We start from the raw sequence: 17,169 nt of genomic DNA on the forward strand, positions 1-17,169 counted from the left end.
CAGCAGATCCAGACGCCGAGTATCCGATCGACTATGGATTTCTTGATCCAAGCGTTTATCCCGGATCGATTACCCTGGCAGAAGGCTATAACACAAGACAGCTCCGCGTCTTGTCACCAAGTGGCATGGATGTCAGCGACACCACGTCAGGCACTGCGTACTTCGTTTCGAACAGTGGAATTATCTCGGTCACCGAGACCGGGCTCCTGACGGCATTGCAGAAAGGCGTAGCAACCGTCAGCGTGATTTACTCGGGTGGCCAGGTAGATGTCGATGTGCGTGTCTCCGAGGCCCAGAGCGAATCGGCAGTATTGGACGTCCAGGGTGGCGCGGTCAAGAGTTCTGATGGAACTGTCGTGACGATTGCCCCAGGGTCTCTTGATGCCGGGCGGACCGTTGCCGTCCATTCTATAGTTCAAAGCGACCTTCCACTAGCTGTGCCGTCGCCTTTCGAGTACGTGGGTGCGTTCGACCTCTCCGTTGAAGGCGACGCACTTCGTTCGCCAGCGCAGTTGCTCATGCCCGTTCCTGGGCATCTCGCTCAGGGAACCACGGTGTATTTCTTCCGCATGTCGGAACAACCCAACGAAAGCGGTGTGCTACGCCCAGTTTGGCTTCTGGAAGAGACCGGGTTGGTGGGAGACGACGGCTTTGCGCGCACCACGTCGCCCCCATGGCCGGGGATTGTGGCGGCCGGGAAGTACTTGGCTGTTGTGGCGAACAACGTTGTTCAGGCGGCCGTCGACTCGCTGCTCAGTACAGCCGTTACCACGATCGTGCTTGACGCACTTGCTCCATACGGAATGAGGGTGCCATCGCTTGCCAGCATGGCTCTGCCGCTACGTCCGGCGATCAACCTCGTGCAGTTGCTGGCCGGCACCGTTAGCAGCGTCCTGCAAGTGAACGCGCAGGCGCCAAACATCTCGATATCGATCAATTCACAGACTCTTCCGACGCCTGCACAGGTGGCTGCGCCAGTGATAACGGGAGCAACGCTTACGGGGACTGGCGATTCCGCCCGGCTGGTGCTGACAGGGCAGAACTTTGGTACCAACCTGTCTGACCTGCAAGTCTGGTACCAGACCGGCAGCGTCGCGCAGCCGATGATCGAAAGCCCCACATCGCTCAACGGGCAGGAGCTTACGGTTGCCATACCTCGACGGATAGCCCTCGGGGCAGCGAAGATTTTCGTCGCGCGTCGTACAGCACCGCAGGTCTGGGCGAAAAGCGCTCCACTGCATTTCAGCGAAACACGTGACCTCGTGTTCGCCGCCCTGGCACCATCAACCGTGCAGGTGCTCGATGCGACGAGTGAGCAGACGCTCGCCAGCATCGATCTCGAAGGGCTAAGGTATCAGGGCTTCACATCGCCGATCGTTGTTACGCCAGACGGTACGCGAGCCTACGCAGCGACCTCACGCGGCATCGCCGTTCTGGATGCTCTGACGCTAAGACAGGTCGATGTGTTTACTGATGCACAGCACGGGACGGCCGGGGTCGATCCGATCGTGCTGCCAAGTGCAATCGGTTCATTGGCTGTCGATCCAGGAGGATCATTCCTCTATGCAAGCGGTTCGGGTAGTACCGCGATCTACGTCGTCGATATTCGACCAGCGTCGCCCACCTATCACGAGAAGGTAGAAAGCATTGATGTCCAGCCCAGCATTAGCGACGTACTCACTCACGGTCTCAGAGGGATGGCGGTTAGTGCCGACGGAGAGTTGCTCGTCGTCGCAGTACCCGGAACAACGCAGTACGATGGCCCACAAGGCGGAGGGTTCTACGCAGGGGGGAGAGTTCCTGGCCACGTCGTTGTCGTCAATGTCGATCCGAAGGACGAACCCATCGAAGCGGGCGCATCCAATCCGAATAAATGGCGACGGATCGTTGACGTCCAGCAGGTCGGTCTGGATCCCTATTTCGTACATGCCACGGCCGACCCCAAACGGCTCCTCGTCACCAACTTTCTCAGCAGCCCATCCGTTCCTGGATTTACGGATGGTTTGAGCGCTCTTGTCGTGACGAACCCCGACTCCCGGGATCCGAGGGTCCATGTCAGTCCGATCAGGCTTCAACTCGAGGTCGACCAGCCGAATCGTCTCGATGTTCGTAACGCAAGAGCAGTCGTGACGCTGCCGGACCAGTCGTATGCCTTTGTTCTCGATCATTGGGTGTCCGGATTCCCATGGCCCATAAGCGCCAACTTCATCCAGGAAGACATGGCCGCTGGATTTGGTGCGAAGGTTGCAGTCATCAAGGATCCTTTCGGTCCGACGCCGAAGATGGTCGCGGCAACAACGCCCATACCGGCGGGATTGGCGCACAGCCTTACGCTTTCGCCTGACGGCAAGTCGCTTTACGTTGGCTTGATGGGAAGGCGCAGCGGCCAAGTCCTCACCCCCGGCAGTGCGCTCGTCTTCTCAGTCGACGAGATGATTCAGACTGTAGAGTCGGCGGCCCCCGATCTTCTTAAGCGCAAGGCTATCGACAAAGTTAATGCTAGCGTTCAACGGAGTGCCCTGGATTTCCGGGCTATTCCGGTCGGACTTGCGGCGACAGCGAGCAAGCCGCTCGTATTGGAAGTGCCTGATCTAGTGCGTTTCGGCGACATCGCTCGCGTGAATCTCACCGAGCTTCTCGAAGCCAAGCTTGGGCCCCAGATTCAGCAGGGCTTGCTGCAACTCGCTTGGCCGGGTGAGAAGCCGTTTCGGATTTGGACGGACTCGTTCACAGAGGGGAAGGTTGCCACCTATCGTTACGCAACTGGCCAAGATCTGTTCAAGATCGTTCAGGGCGATGATGAGAGATTGCAGCAGTCCTCGACGTCGAAGTCGGAAAGCACTGGCGTCTTCTACTTCGCGCCGGATATCGATCCCTTGCGTGTGCGTCGAGGAGACGCACTTTCTGGAGTGGCATTGGAAGGGAGGTTTTCGTACAAGGTCCTGGTCAACGGGCACCATGAGATGAGAAGTGGCTTGGTGAGGGTCCGGGTGCAAGACACGCGCAGCCTAACGAGCGAGGTAAGCCCTGGCCCAAATGAGGATCCGGGCTTCCTTCCGTTTCAGCTTGGTGGCGAGGTTGGTGGCTCTCCGAAGGCCAAGAATAATCCACTGGATGTTTATAGGGTCGAGCAACGGCTTCGATACTTGGGCTTTGCGGGTTGGGGCGGAACGATCACTAATACCGGGCCTTCTTCCAGTAGTGTGCCCATTACCGTTGACGGATCGATCGAGAACCGATCCGGGGGGGAACCGCTCGAATCCGAAGGAATAAAGCTCTTTCAGACGGCTGTCAACTTGAACAAAAATGGAGCGGTACCGCCGTCCGGCATCGTAGATTCGGCGACTGCTTTGTGGATGAATCGCCCAAATGCTCCAAGGTGGCAGGAACTTCCAAGTCTCGATGCAGCTCAAGGCATGCCTGACTATAGGTTAATGGATGGAGCGGGTGGAGCACTGCAGGAAGAACGGTTTGGGACCAATTGGGCGATTAAACTTGTGGAAACCGCTACGCGGAATTCTTCGGACATTCCTGACCCTCGAACCCAGCAGGTCAATGGGATGGCAGATGTTTTCGGCGACAGCCTAAGTGATGTTCATGGCCGCGACAAACAGAGGAGGCCGTACATGGGGAGCCATGCTACAGGACGAACTGTCGATATGGACATCGATCAGAATCGCTTGGCAGCAGAGGTCTTAGCAAGCGGAGTGACCATTCAGCGGCCGGCTGCGGTGCCAGCAACGGAAACCTTTGAAGATCTGAAATCTTCTGTTGGAGCTAGTCGCTCGACGATCAAAGCGTTACAAGGACAGGCTGCGACGGGTACCTTAGATGCCGCGGAGACCTTGGAGCTGGCACGGTTGGAGAGCAGAGAGAAGTATTTCCTTGACTGGTTTGCCCAGATAGATGATCCGAATCGGACTCTGATAACGGTTGAAGAAATCGTGGTAAACGATATCGTTGCTTTTGTTGAGGCCGCCGGGACAACCTTCGATCGCGTCTTGGTGGGGGGCGCCGGAGGGACCAAAGACGAGCCAACCTATCCAGCTTTACGACACGTTCTCGCGACCCGGCTAAGTGCCTTGCCGTGGCTTGTATTCAGGAATTCAATGATTGAATACAAAGAAACGCATTGGCACCACTTTGACTTCCGCATGAATCCACCTGGTTTTCCGCTGCACGCGACTGGGATGGGCAGTAGTATCCAGCAGGAGTTGGTTGTGGATCAGGCGTTCTGGAAAGTCGCTGATACGGCACTGAGCGCCTGGGGGATCGGCGGCGACGACTTCATCGACTTTGTGAGCTCGATTCGAGTTGAGCCCCTTCCAAGCGGAGTGCTGGCGGAGCTCCAGAATGAAAGCCTGCTGCTGAGTGCAGATGCCGCGGGCTTCGGCTGGTTCGTCGACGATACCCCTGAGGAGAATCAGGAGTTTGTCAGGGCCGAGGGTTCCGTCGGCGTGGAGCCAACCGTAAGCGCCGCTACCGGGAGGATGGACCTGTTAAGCGTTCTGAGTCACGAACTAGGTCACGCGCTGGGCTTGGACGACGGTTCACCTGAGGCTGTGATTGAAAGCGTGATGATGGCTTCACTTTCACCCGGTGTTCGGCGTCTACCAACCGAATCTGATCGAGCTGCCCTGAGGGCCTTGCTCGTACGCGCGGAGCAACTGGGCGTGCATGGTGTGGAAGGTGTTGGGGCCGAGACGACGCTTCAGCGCACAGAGGAAGCAGGAGCAAGTGGGAGCGGACTGACGGCACAAACACGGGGCGTGTTCCGCATCGAACCGTCGGAACAGCTTGTGAACGGTGGGTTCTCAATCAGCGATGTGACACTTCCGGGCTTCGGCTGGACTCTTGGCGGCGGGGCCGCCGTGCGACAGGACGCATTGGTTTTGGCAGAAGGGCTTTCGCTGCTGGACCGTGCTGTCCAAGCCTTCAGCATTCCCACTGAGGCTCAGGCGCTGAGGCTTACGATACGGTCGGCCACTCTGGGTGCAAGCTCTAGCACTCCATCGGACGCTTTTGAAGTAGCGTTGCTCGACGGCACGACTCTCACACCTATCGTCGGCACCGCCGGCCTGACCAACGGCGACGCCCTGATCAACATCCAAGCCAACAGGCAACTGAGCGCCGGTGCGCGGGTGCTGGTCAATGGCCTGCCCGCAGGTGCGTCGCTTCCCGATGGCCCGGTGACTTTCGAGATCGACCTCACCGGCATCGCCACCGACAAGCCGATTCGCCTCTACTTCGACCTCCTCGGCTTCGGCGCCGCCGACAGCGAGGTGATCATCGACAACGTCGAGTTCGTCATGCCGCCGAACACCGCGCCGCTGGCGGTCAGCGACCTGATCACGGTCGATGAGGATTCGGTCATCCGCTTCGACGTTCGCCTGAACGACAGCGACGCGCAGGGCGACCCGTTGACCGTCGAGTTGCTCACCAGCCCGCAGCAAGGCACCTTGATCGCCGAGGCCGACGGCAGCTTCAGCTACCGGCCGGCAGCCGATTTCCACGGCGAGGATCTCTTCACCTACCGTCTGAACGACGGCAGCCTGAACTCCGCCAGCGCGACGGTTGGACTCGTCGTGCGCTCGGTCAATGACGCGCCGACCGCTCTCGGCGATTCCGCAACGCTCGCCGAAGATGGCGTGCTCGACCTCGACGTGCTGGCCAACGACAGCGATCCCGACGGCAACGCGCTGCGCGTCTCGACGACCAGCGTACCGGCGCACGGCAAGGTGACGATCCTCAGCGACGGCCGCGTGCGCTACACGCCGAACGCCGATTACTTCGGGCCCGACCGCTTCACCTACACCGCGAGCGATTCGCTCGGCGGCCTGGCGGTCGCCGAGGTGCTGCTGACGGTGACGCCGGTGGCCGACGCGCCACGCGCGCTGGACGACCTGGTGCAACTCGACGAGGATGGCAGCGCGCAGTTCGACGTGCGCAGCAACGATGTCGACCCCGATGGCGACGCGTTGATCCTCGAGCGCCTGACTGACCCGCAGTACGGCACGCTCGAACAGCGCGCCGACGGCAGCTTCGTCTACCTGCCGCAGACCGACTTCTCCGGCGACGACAGTTTCACCTATCGCTTGGGCGACGGCGCGCTGTGGTCGTCGGTGGCGACGGTGACGCTGCAGGTGGCGGCGGCCAACGATGCGCCAAGCGTGACGACGCAGCAGTTCGCGACGCCGGCGAATACCGTTCTGCTCGCTGCGCTGCACGCCAGTGACCCGGAAGGCGACCCGCTGAGCTTCTCGCTCGAGCAGGCGCCGCTGCGTGGCGCGCTGCAGTTGGGCCCCGATGGCAGCTTCCGCTTCACGCCGCAGGTCGGTTTCGTCGGTCCCGATTCCTGGCTGTTCCGCGTCAGCGACGGTCAGGTGGTCGTGACCGCGCGCGCCGAGATTCGCGTCAGTGGCGTCAACCACGCGCCGATTGCCGCGGACGATGCGATCCAGGTCGATGAAAACAGCGCAACGCAGTTCGACATCCTGGCCAACGACAGCGATGCCGACGCCGACCCGCTGACGATCGAGTTGCTGTCGATGCCGGTGCATGGCGTCCTGACCGCGCTCGACGGCGGTGGCTTCGAGTATCTGCCGGATGACGGGTTCAACGGCGAGGACCACTTCAGCTATCGCCTCGGTGACGGCCAGTCGTGGTCGACGCCGGCGACCGTTCGCCTCGACGTGCAGGCCGTGAACTATCCGCCGGTGGCGGCGGATGACGCCGCGACACTGGCCGAGGACAGCGCGCTCGACATCACCGTTCTCGCCAACGACAGCGATCCCGATGGCGACGCGCTGACGGTCGTCGCGGTTGGCACGCCGCAGAACGGTCAGGTGCAGGTGCTCGGCGACGGCCGTGTGCGTTACACGCCGCGCGCCGACTTCTTCGGTAGCGACAGCTTCAGCTACACGATCGCCGATCCGGCCGGCGTCCGCTCGCCGGCGACGGTGCGCATCGAGGTCACGCCGGTGGCCGACCTGCCGTCGACCAGCACGCAACGCTTCGCCTCGCTCGAGGACGTGACGCTGGAGCAGCGCCTGAGCGCGACCAATCGGGATGGCGACACCCTGAGCTTCGCCGTCGCGCAGACGGTGGCGCACGGCCAGCTCACTCTGGCCAACGACGGGACCTTCCAGTACGTGCCGGATGCCGGCTTCAGCGGCAGCGACGGATTCGGCTTCACGGTCAGCAACGGCGCCGGGCAGGTTGCTGGCGTCGTCGAACTGACGATCACCCCGGTGAACGACGCGCCGGTGGCACAGGGTGCGCGCTTCGAAGTCGATGAAGACGACTCGATCGGTGGAACGATCGCGGCGAACGCCACCGACGAGGAGGGCGACCCGATCGGTTTCGAGCTGGTTTCCAGCCCGGCGCACGGCGACTTCGTCTTCCATGCCGACGGCTCGTTCTCCTACCAGCCATTCGCCGACTTCAACGGCGACGATCGATTCACCTACGCGGCCAGCGACGGCGTTCTCAAGTCGCCGCGCGCGGTCGTGCACCTGGTGGTGCGGCCGGTCAACGATCCGCCGGCGGCGTTCGACGACAGTCGCACGCTGTTCATGAACGAGACGGTCGATCTCGACGTCCTCGCCAACGACCAGGACATTGACGGCGACACGCTGACCGTCGTGCGGCTCGACACGCCGGCGCACGGGCAGCTGTCGGTTCTCGCCGACGGGCGCGTGCGCTACGTGCCGGACCTCAACTACTACGGGCAGGACCGCTTCGGCTATGTGCTGGCCGACGCTGCCGGTGTCGAAGCGCAGGCCGACGTGCTGCTGGAGATTCAGCGCATCAACACCGCGCCAAGTGTCAGCGTGCAGAGCTTCCAGACCGCGGAGAGCATCAGCCTGAACACGCAGCTCGTCGCCAACGACCACGAGGGCGATGCGCTCGGCTTCACGCTGACGCAGGGCCCCGCGCACGGCGCGCTGACGCTCGACTTCGACGGGCGTTTCATCTACGTGCCGCAGGCGCTCTACCACGGCAGCGACAGCTTCACTTTCAGCGTCACCGACGGCCTGCTGAGCAGCAGCGCGCGCGCCGAGATCACGGTCACCCCGGTCAATGACCCCCCGCAGGCGGTCGACGATACGGCCGAACTCGCCGAGGACGGTTTCGTGCTGCTCGACGTGCGTGCCAACGACCGTGACCCGGACGGCGACGCGCTGACGCTCACCGACGTCTCGCTGCCGGCGTATGGCCGGGCGACGATCGAGAATGGGCGCATCCGCTACACGCCCGATACCAACTACTTCGGCCCCGACAGCCTGGTCTACACGGTGAGCGACGGCCAGGCGGTGGCCACGGCGACGGTGACGATCAAGGTCAACACGGCGAACGACTGGCCGACGGCGACGAAGGACGGAGCGACGGTCGACGAGGATTCCTCGCTGCTGATCGACGTGCTGGCCAACGACAGCGACATCGAGGGCGATCCGCTGCGCCTCGTCAGCGTGACGATTCCGGCGCACGGCCAGGCGGTGATCGAGAACGGCGCCGTGCGTTACACGCCAGCGGCGAATTTCTTCGGCCGCGACACCTTCACCTACACGGTCACCGACAACAAGGACAAGAGCACGGCGATCGTCACCGTTGACGTGCTGCCGATCGACGACGCGCCGGTGGCGCGCGACGACTCGCGCACGACCAACGAGGACCAGTCGGTGTTGATCAGCGTGCTCGCCAACGACAGCGACTACGACGCCGTCGGCATGGTGATCGACTCGCTGGCTGACGCCGCGCATGGCGCACTGGTGATCCAGGGGTCGGCCGTGCGCTATACGCCGGCCGCCAACTACCACGGGGCCGATTCGTTCGGCTACACGCTGCGCGACGGCAAGGGACGGACGGCGAGTGCGTCGGTCGCGCTGACCGTGGCGCCGGTTGCCGACGCGCCGATCGTCATCGCGCAGCAGTTCAACACCATCGAAGACCAGCCGTTGAGTGCCCAACTCGTCGCCAGCGACGCCGACGGCGACGTGCTCACTTTTGCGCTCAATCAGGCGCCGGCGCACGGGCAACTGACGCTGGCCGCCGACGGCAGCTTCACCTACCAGCCGGCCACGAACCATGTCGGCCGCGACAGTTTCGTCTTCCGCGTCAGCGACGGCGTGACGGTCGTTCCGGCGGCGGTCGAGATCGTGATCGCGCCGGCGAACGATGATCCGGTGGCGGTCGACGACGTCGTGCCGCTCGAGCAGGATGGCAGTGTGCCGTTCGACGTGCGCAGCAACGACAGCGATGCAGATGGCGACGCGCTGACCGTCGACCTGGTGTCGACGCCAGCCAGCGGGCAGTTGCTCGCGCAAGCGGACGGCAGCTTCGTCTACACGCCGGTCGCCGGGTTCAGCGGTGAGGACCGCTTCACCTATCGCCTGAGCGACGGGCAGGCGTTCTCGGCGGTGGCGACGGTACGGCTGCAGGTCGCCGCGGTGAACCATCCGCCGGTTGCCGAGGACGACTCGGCGACGACCGACGAAGACACTCCGGTGACGATCGCCGTCCTGGCCAACGACCACGATCCGGACGGCGATGCACTGGCGGTTGCCTTGCTCGCCGCGCCACAGCACGGCAGCGCCGTCGCCAATGCCGGCGGCAGCATCACCTATACGCCGGCGGCAGACTTCTTCGGCACCGACCACTTCAGCTACACGCTGAGCGACGGCCGTGGCCGCCAGGATGTGGCCACCGTCCAGGTCATCATTGCGGCGCTCAATGACCGTCCGCTCGCTGTGGACGACAGCGGCGAGCTTGCCGAGGACGGCAAGCTGCTGATCGACGTGCGCGGCAACGACCGCGACGCGGACGGCGACTCGCTTGTCGTGGCCGCGGTCTCGGCGCCGGCAAACGGCCGCGCGACCATCGAAAACGGGTTCATCCGCTACACTCCGGCGCCCGACTTCTTCGGCAGCGACCGCTTCACCTATACGATCAGCGACGGGCAGGAAAGCAGCAGCGCCGAGGTGACGATCACCGTGCGGGCGGTGGACGACGATCCGGTGGCCCACGACGACCAGGCGACGACCGACGAGGATCAGTCGCTGCGGATCGACGTGCTGGCCAACGACAGCGACCGCGATCGGCTCGGTCTGGCGATCGATTCGCTGACCGCTGCGATGCACGGAACGGTGGTCGTCGACGGCTCGGCAGTGCGCTATACCCCGGCCCCCAATCATCACGGTACCGACACCTTCGCTTACACGCTGCGCGACGGCAAGGGTCGCACGGCGAGCGCGACGGTGGCGATCTCGATCACCCCGGTTGCCGATTCCCCGGTGGTCGCCGTGCAGCAGTTCAACACGGCGGAAGACACGCCACTGGGCGGCCAGCTCGTCGCCAGCGATGCCGACGGCGACGTGCTCGGCTTCGTCCTCGACCAGGCGCCGCTGCATGGGCAGCTCAGCCTTGCCGTGGATGGCTCCTTCACGTACCAGCCCGATGCCGACTACGCCGGCCCGGACAGCTTCGTCTTCAGCGTCGGCGATGGTCAGGCGACGTCGTCGGCGCAGGCGCTGATCATGGTCGCTGCGGTCAATGACCCGCCACGGCTTGGCGACGATGCGGCCGAGGTCGACGAGGACGGTTTCGTCCTGATCGACGTGCGCGCGAACGATCAGGACGTCGAGGGTGATGCGCTGACGCTGATCGGCTTCTCCGATGCGCAACACGGCAAGGTGACGATCGACAACACGGGCTTCCGCTACATCCCGGACGCCGATTTCAGCGGCACCGACGGTTTCACCTACACGCTCGGTGACGGGCAGGCGACCGCGACGGCGACCGTCCACATCACCGTCAAGCCGGTCAACGACTGGCCGACCGCGGTCAGGGACGAGGCGACGGTCGACGAAGACAGCTCGGTCCTGATCGACGTTCTGGCCAACGACACCGACGCCGAAGGCGACCGGCTGCAACTCGTCTCGGTGTGGCTGCCGGCGCATGGAACGGCGGTCATCGAGAACGGCGCCATCCGCTACACTCCGGCGGCTGACTTCTTTGGCCGCGAGAGCTTTGCCTACACGGTCAGCGACGGCAGCGGCAACAGCACGGCGATCGTCAGCGTCGAAGTCCTGCCGGTCGACGACGCGCCGCTGGCGAAGGATGATTCCGCGACGACCCAAGAGGATCAGTCGGTTCTGATCGACGTCCTCGCCAACGACCGTGACATCGACGCGGTCGGGCTGGCGATCGAATCGCTGGTTGCACCGGCACACGGCACGCTGGCTATCGAGGGCGCTGCCGTGCGCTACACGCCGGCTCCCGACCACCACGGTGCGGACAGCTTCAGCTACACGCTGCGCGACGGCAAGGGCCGGCTTGCGAGCGCTTCGGTTGCGATCTCGATCAATCCGGTCGACGACGCGCCCGTTGTCATGCCGCAGCAGTTCAGCGGCATCGAGGACACGTTGCTCGTGGGCGCCGTGGTTGCCCACGATGCCGATGGCGACGTGCTGCACTTCGTCCTCGATCAGGCGCCGCTGCATGGCCAACTGACGCTCGGCGTCCATGGCCAGTTCCAGTTCCAGCCCGATGTCGAGTTCGCCGGCAGCGATCACTTCAGCTTCCGCGTCAGCGATGGCGCGAGCAGTGTTCCCGGCCAGGCGACGATCTCGATCACCGCGGTCAACGACGCGCCACTGGCGCGGGACGATATCGTCCAGCTTCTGCAGGGCAGCAGCGCCCGCTTCGACCTGCGGGCCAACGACAGCGACGCCGATGGCGACGCACTGACCGTCGAGCTGCTGGCCGGTCCCACCCATGGCGCCATCGTGGCGCAGGCGGACGGCAGCTTCATCTACACGCCGGTAGCCGGGTTCAGCGGCGAAGATGTCCTGCAGTACCGCCTCAGCGACGGGGTCCTGCAGTCCGGGCCGGCCAACGTTCGCCTGCTCGTCGAGGCGAGCAACCGTTCCCTGCTTGCCGCGGCGGACCAGGCGTACACCGATGAAGACCGCTCGGTCAGCATCGACGTGCTGGCGAACGACAGCGATCCCGACCAGGATCCGTTGTCGGTGCTGTCGGTGACTGCGCCGCAACACGGCAGCGCGGTGCTCAACGCGAACGGCAGCGTCACCTACACGCCGTTTGCCAACTACGTCGGCGACGACCACTTCAGCTACACCATCAGCGACGGCCATGGCGCCGAAGACGTGGGCCACGTCACGGTGACGATGGCGCCGATCAACGACCTGCCGCAAGGTGTGGACGATGCGGCCGCAGTCGCCGAGGACGGCTCGGTGCTGATCGACGTCCGCGCGAACGACAGCGATGTCGATGGCGATCTGCTGGTGCTGACAGCCGTTTCCCTACCCGCCCGTGGCACCGCGATCATCGAAGGCGGTGTGATTCGCTACACCCCGTCTGGCGACTTCTTCGGCAACGACCACTTCAGCTACACGGTCAGCGACGGCCAGGAAAGCAGCACGGCAACGGTGACCATCGACGTGCGGCCGGTCGACGACGCCCCGCGTGCGCAGGGCGACCAAGCGACGACCGACGAAGATCAGTCGGTGCTGATCGCCGTGCTGGCCAACGACAGCGATGTCGACGCGGTGGGACTGGCGATCGATTCCCTCAGCCTGGCGACGCACGGCACGGTGGCCATCGTCGGGGACGCGGTGCGCTTCACGCCGGCTGCCGACCACCACGGCACGGACAGCTTCAGCTACACGCTGCGCGACGGCAAAGGCCGGCTCGCGACCGCTTTCGTTGCGGTCTCGATCAATCCCATCGACGACGCGCCCACCGTTACGTCGCAGCAGTTCAGTACGCTCGAGGATACGCCGCTCGGTGCGGCTCTCGTCGCATTCGACGCCGATGCGGACGTGCTCCGCTTCGTCATCGATCAGGAACCACTGCACGGGAGCCTGAGCCTGGACGCGCATGGGAGCTTCCAGTATCGGCCCGATGCGGACTTTTTCGGCACCGATCACTTCAGCTTCCAAGTCAGCGATGGCGCGAGCAGTGTTCCCGGCCAAGCGACGATCTCGATCGCCGCGGTCAACGACGCGCCACTGGCACGGGACGATGTCGTCCAGATTCTGCAGGGCAGCAGCGCCAGCTTCGACGTGCGGGCCAACGACAGCGATGCCGATGGCGATGCACTGACCGTTGAGCTACTGACCGGTCCCACCCACGGTGCCCTCGTGGCACTGGCGGACGGCAGCTTTATCTACACGCCGGTAGGCGGGTTCAGCGGCGAAGATGTCCTGCAGTACCGGCTCGGCGACGGGGTCCTGCATTCCGCACCGGCCAGCGTTCGCCTGCTCGTCGAGGCGAGCAACCGTTCCCCGCTTGCCGCGGCGGACCAGGCGTACACCGATGAAGACCGCCCGGTCAGCATCGACGTGCTGGCGAACGACAGCGATCCCGACCAGGATCTGTTGTCGGTGCTGTCGGTGACTGCGCCGCAACACGGCAGCGCGGTGCTCAACGCGAACGGCAGCGTCACCTACACGCCGTTTGCCAACTACGTCGGCGACGACCACTTCAGCTACACCATCAGCGACGGCCATGGCGCCGAAGACGTGGGCCACGTCACGGTGACGATGGCGCCGATCAACGACCTGCCGCAAGGTGTGGACGATGCGGCCGCAGTCGCCGAGGACGGATCGGTGCTGATCGACGTCCGCGCGAACGACAGCGATGTCGATGGCGATCTGCTGGTGCTGACAGCCGTTTCCGTGCCTGCCCACGGCACCGCGATCATTGAAGGCGGTGCGATTCGCTACACCCCGTCCGCCAACTACTTCGGCAATGACCAATTCAGCTACACCATCAGCGACGGCCAGGGAAGCAGCACGGCAACGGTGGCGGTCGGCGTGCAGCCGGTCGACGACGCGCCGCGTGCGCAGGACGACCAGGCGACGACCAACGAAGATCAGTCGGTTCTGATCGCCGTGCTGGCGAACGACAGCGATGTCGACGCGGCGGGACTGGCGATCGATTCCGTCAGCCCGGCGACGCACGGCACGGTGGCCATCGTCGGGGATTCGGTGCGCTACACGCCGGCTGCCGACCACCACGGTACGGACAGCTTCAGCTACACGCTGCGTGACGGCAAGGGCCGCCTCGCGACCGCTTCGGTTGCGGTCTCGATCAATCCGGTCGACGACGCGCCCATGGTCACCCCGCAGCAGTTCAGCACGCTCGAGGATACGCCGCTCGACGCACGCCTCGTCGCCTCCGACGCCGATGGTGACGTCCTCGGCTTCATCCTCGACCAGGCGCCGCTGCATGGCCAGTTGATGGTCGGCGCAGACGGTCACTTCGAGTATCGGCCGGACGCGGACTTCACCGGCGACGACCGGTTCAGTTTCTTCGTCAGCGACGGCGTCAACAGTGTTCCCGGCCAAGCGGCGATCGTCGTCGGGGCGGTCAACGATGTACCGACGCTCGCTGCGGTCGCCGATCAGGTGCTCCTCGAAGGCCAGACGCTTTCACTCCAGTTGAGCGCCAGCGATCTCGACGGCGATCCGCTGAGTTACCACCTCAGCGGCGGCGGTGGGCTTCTCGACCAGACCGGGCGCTTCAGTTTCACTGCACTCGACGGCGACGCCCTTCATTCGTTCACCGTCCAGATTTCCGATGGCCAGAGCCTGGCCGAGCGGAGCTTCACCGTCAGCGTGGCCAACGTCGCGCCATCGCTCGTCGTCTCTGGTTCGTCCAGCGCAGCGGGCGGTCTGCCCTACACGATCCAGCTCGCCGCCAGCGATCCGGGTCAGGACACGATCGGCAGCTGGCGGATCAACTGGGGTGACGGCCACAGCGACACGCTCCCCGGTGACGCGACCGAGGCCAGCCACCTGTACGCGCGCAGCGGCGGCACCTTCGACATCGAGGCCGCTGCCAGCGACGAAGACGGTAGCCACCTCGCGACGCCGTTCAGCGTCGTGGTCAGCCCGGACCTGCTCGACGTCGAGCGCTTCACGCCCACCGCCAGCGGCTTCCAGGTTCGTTTCGACCACCCATTCGACGCCAGCACGATCGACCTGCACGGTGCCACCGGTGGCCCGGTTGACGTGCAACTGGTCGGCGACCTCGCCGGCATCGTCAGCGGCTCGCTGCTGCTCGACGCGGACGGGCGCGGCTTCAGCTTCATCCGCAGTGGTGGCATCCTGTCCTTCGACAGCTACAGCGTCCGCCTCGCCAGCGGCCCGGCGGGCTTCCACGATGCGGTCAGCGCCCTGGACGGCAACGGCGACGGCATCGCCGGCGACGACTGGCTGACCCGTTTCGACTTCCGCTCAACCGGCGCTGGCATCCTCAGCGCGCCCGACTTCATGCGTGGCCCCGGCCAGCCGGTCGATGTCCCCGCCACCGGCCAGAGGCTGCCGGTCAGCTTCACCAGTTCCGGCGGCTTGCAGAGCCTCGTCTTCACCATCGACTACGATCCACGTCTGCTCGACATCACCGGCGCGACGGCCGCCGCTGGCCTGCCGGCTGGCAGCGATGTGCGTTTCGAGAGCGCCCCGCGCGACGCTGGCGGCCAGCGCGCAAGGATCAGTTTCCTCCTGCCCGGACAGGCTACCCTGGCTGCCGGAAGCGTTCGCCTGGTTGATCTGGTGGCCCGTGTTCCCAACAGCGCACCGTACGGCGCCAAGCACGTGCTCGACCTCAGCGTCGAGAGCATCGACGGTGGGGCGCCGGTTGCCGGCAGTGTGATAGATGACGACGCCCTGCATCTCGTCGGCTATCTCGGCGACACCAGCGGCAACGCCGCCTATACGACGCTCGACGGACAACAGATCCAGCGCGTCTTGGTCAAGCTGGACACCGGTTTCGCCGCCTGGCCGAACGTCGACCCGCTGCTCATCGCCGACATCAACGGCAGCGGCACGCTGACCTCGCTCGACGCCAGCCGCGTCCTGCAGGAGGTGAGCTACCTCACGGGCGCCAGCGCGATCGACCGGCCCGAGATCCCGCCGATCCCCGCCGGCATCGGACCGATCCACTTCGCCGGCCCGGATCCACGCGTAGACATCCCGGTCGACGCGACGGCCGATCCGGGCGAAGTCGTCACCGTTCCGGTGCGGATCGACGCCGCCGCCGGTCTCGAGTCCCTGCAGGTCCGGGTTGCTTACGACGCCAGCCGCTTCGAGCTGCTGGCCGTCCGCCGCGGCTCGGTCACCGGCGACTTCGGCTGGTTCGTCAGCAGCCAGCAACCGGGCCTGCTCACGGTCGACATGAGCCGGCTCGAAGCGCTCGCCGACGGCACGGGGACCCTGCTGGACATCGACCTGCGCGTCCGCGATGAGGCTCCGCTTGGCGTCAGCCCGATCGACCTGCAGTACGCGCTGCTGAACGACGGCCACCTGACGCTCGGCGTCGTCCCGCAGCCCGGTGCCGATGAAACGGATGGGCGAATCACCGTGGCCGGTCGTGCCGCGGCCGTGGCTGCGGCCGCCGCGCCGGTGGGCGACGGCACGGATCAGACGCCAGCCCCGGCGTTGCCGCCAAGCCTGGCTACCGACTGGCCATCGCTGGCTGCGCAGCCTGCGCAGACCGCACAGAGTCCGTTCGCACTGGCTTCGCCCGCTGCCAGCGTCGTGCTGGAACCGAGCGAGGTCGCGCCTCCGGCGCCGGTGATCGACCTCGCCGCCAGGTTCACCGTGCCGGGAGCTGTCAGCAAGGGGATCGCCGCCGACGGCCGGAGCAAGGTCTGGCTGAAGGACTATCTGGGCAATGTCGGGCAGGCGCGAACCGCGTCGCCAAACTCGGCGCTCAGGGTCACGGTGCCGGCGGCGGCGAGTGCGACGAGCAGGGGAGCGATGCACTGAGCAGGAGCTGAGCACAGCAACCGGCAAGGCCCGTCCCGGCACGGCGGCGGGTTGCCCGCTGCTGCGATTCAACGATGGTTCCGGCCGCGGTTGGCGCCGGCAGGCGGGCTTTGTCGATCACGCCGCGGGGCGGGCTCGATCGGCAGGCCACCGCACGCCCGCGGTCTCCCCCGTTTTCTCTCCGCACGCCGTCGGCTGAGCGAGGACGAACGTTCCGCAGGTTCATCCGCAAGCGAAAAAAAGATCCAAGACCACTCCTGGTGTAGGCAATCTGTAAGAAGCGGTGTGCCACCATATTCTGAGGATGGGGTATGTGGGCGCGCTGGTCGCCTCGGCTCGGGCGCGCGCGGGTTCGGCACTTTGCGTTGGGGAG

General features: G+C 64.8%; 1 protein-coding gene (cut by a window edge). It reads left to right on the forward strand.

Annotated features, from left to right (window positions below):
• Nucleotides 1–16,796 carry the end of a tandem-95 repeat protein gene (locus HT579_12225; protein ID QKS29605.1) on the forward strand. The gene continues 27,127 nt to the left of window position 1, outside the view, so only the last 16,796 of its 43,923 coding nucleotides appear in the window; the start codon falls outside the window, past its left edge; it ends in the stop codon at nucleotides 16,794–16,796.
• Nucleotides 16,797–17,169 lie beyond the last annotated feature (373 nt).

Source organism: Candidatus Accumulibacter similis (assembly GCA_013347225.1).
Taxonomy (GTDB): domain Bacteria; phylum Pseudomonadota; class Gammaproteobacteria; order Burkholderiales; family Rhodocyclaceae; genus Accumulibacter; species Accumulibacter similis.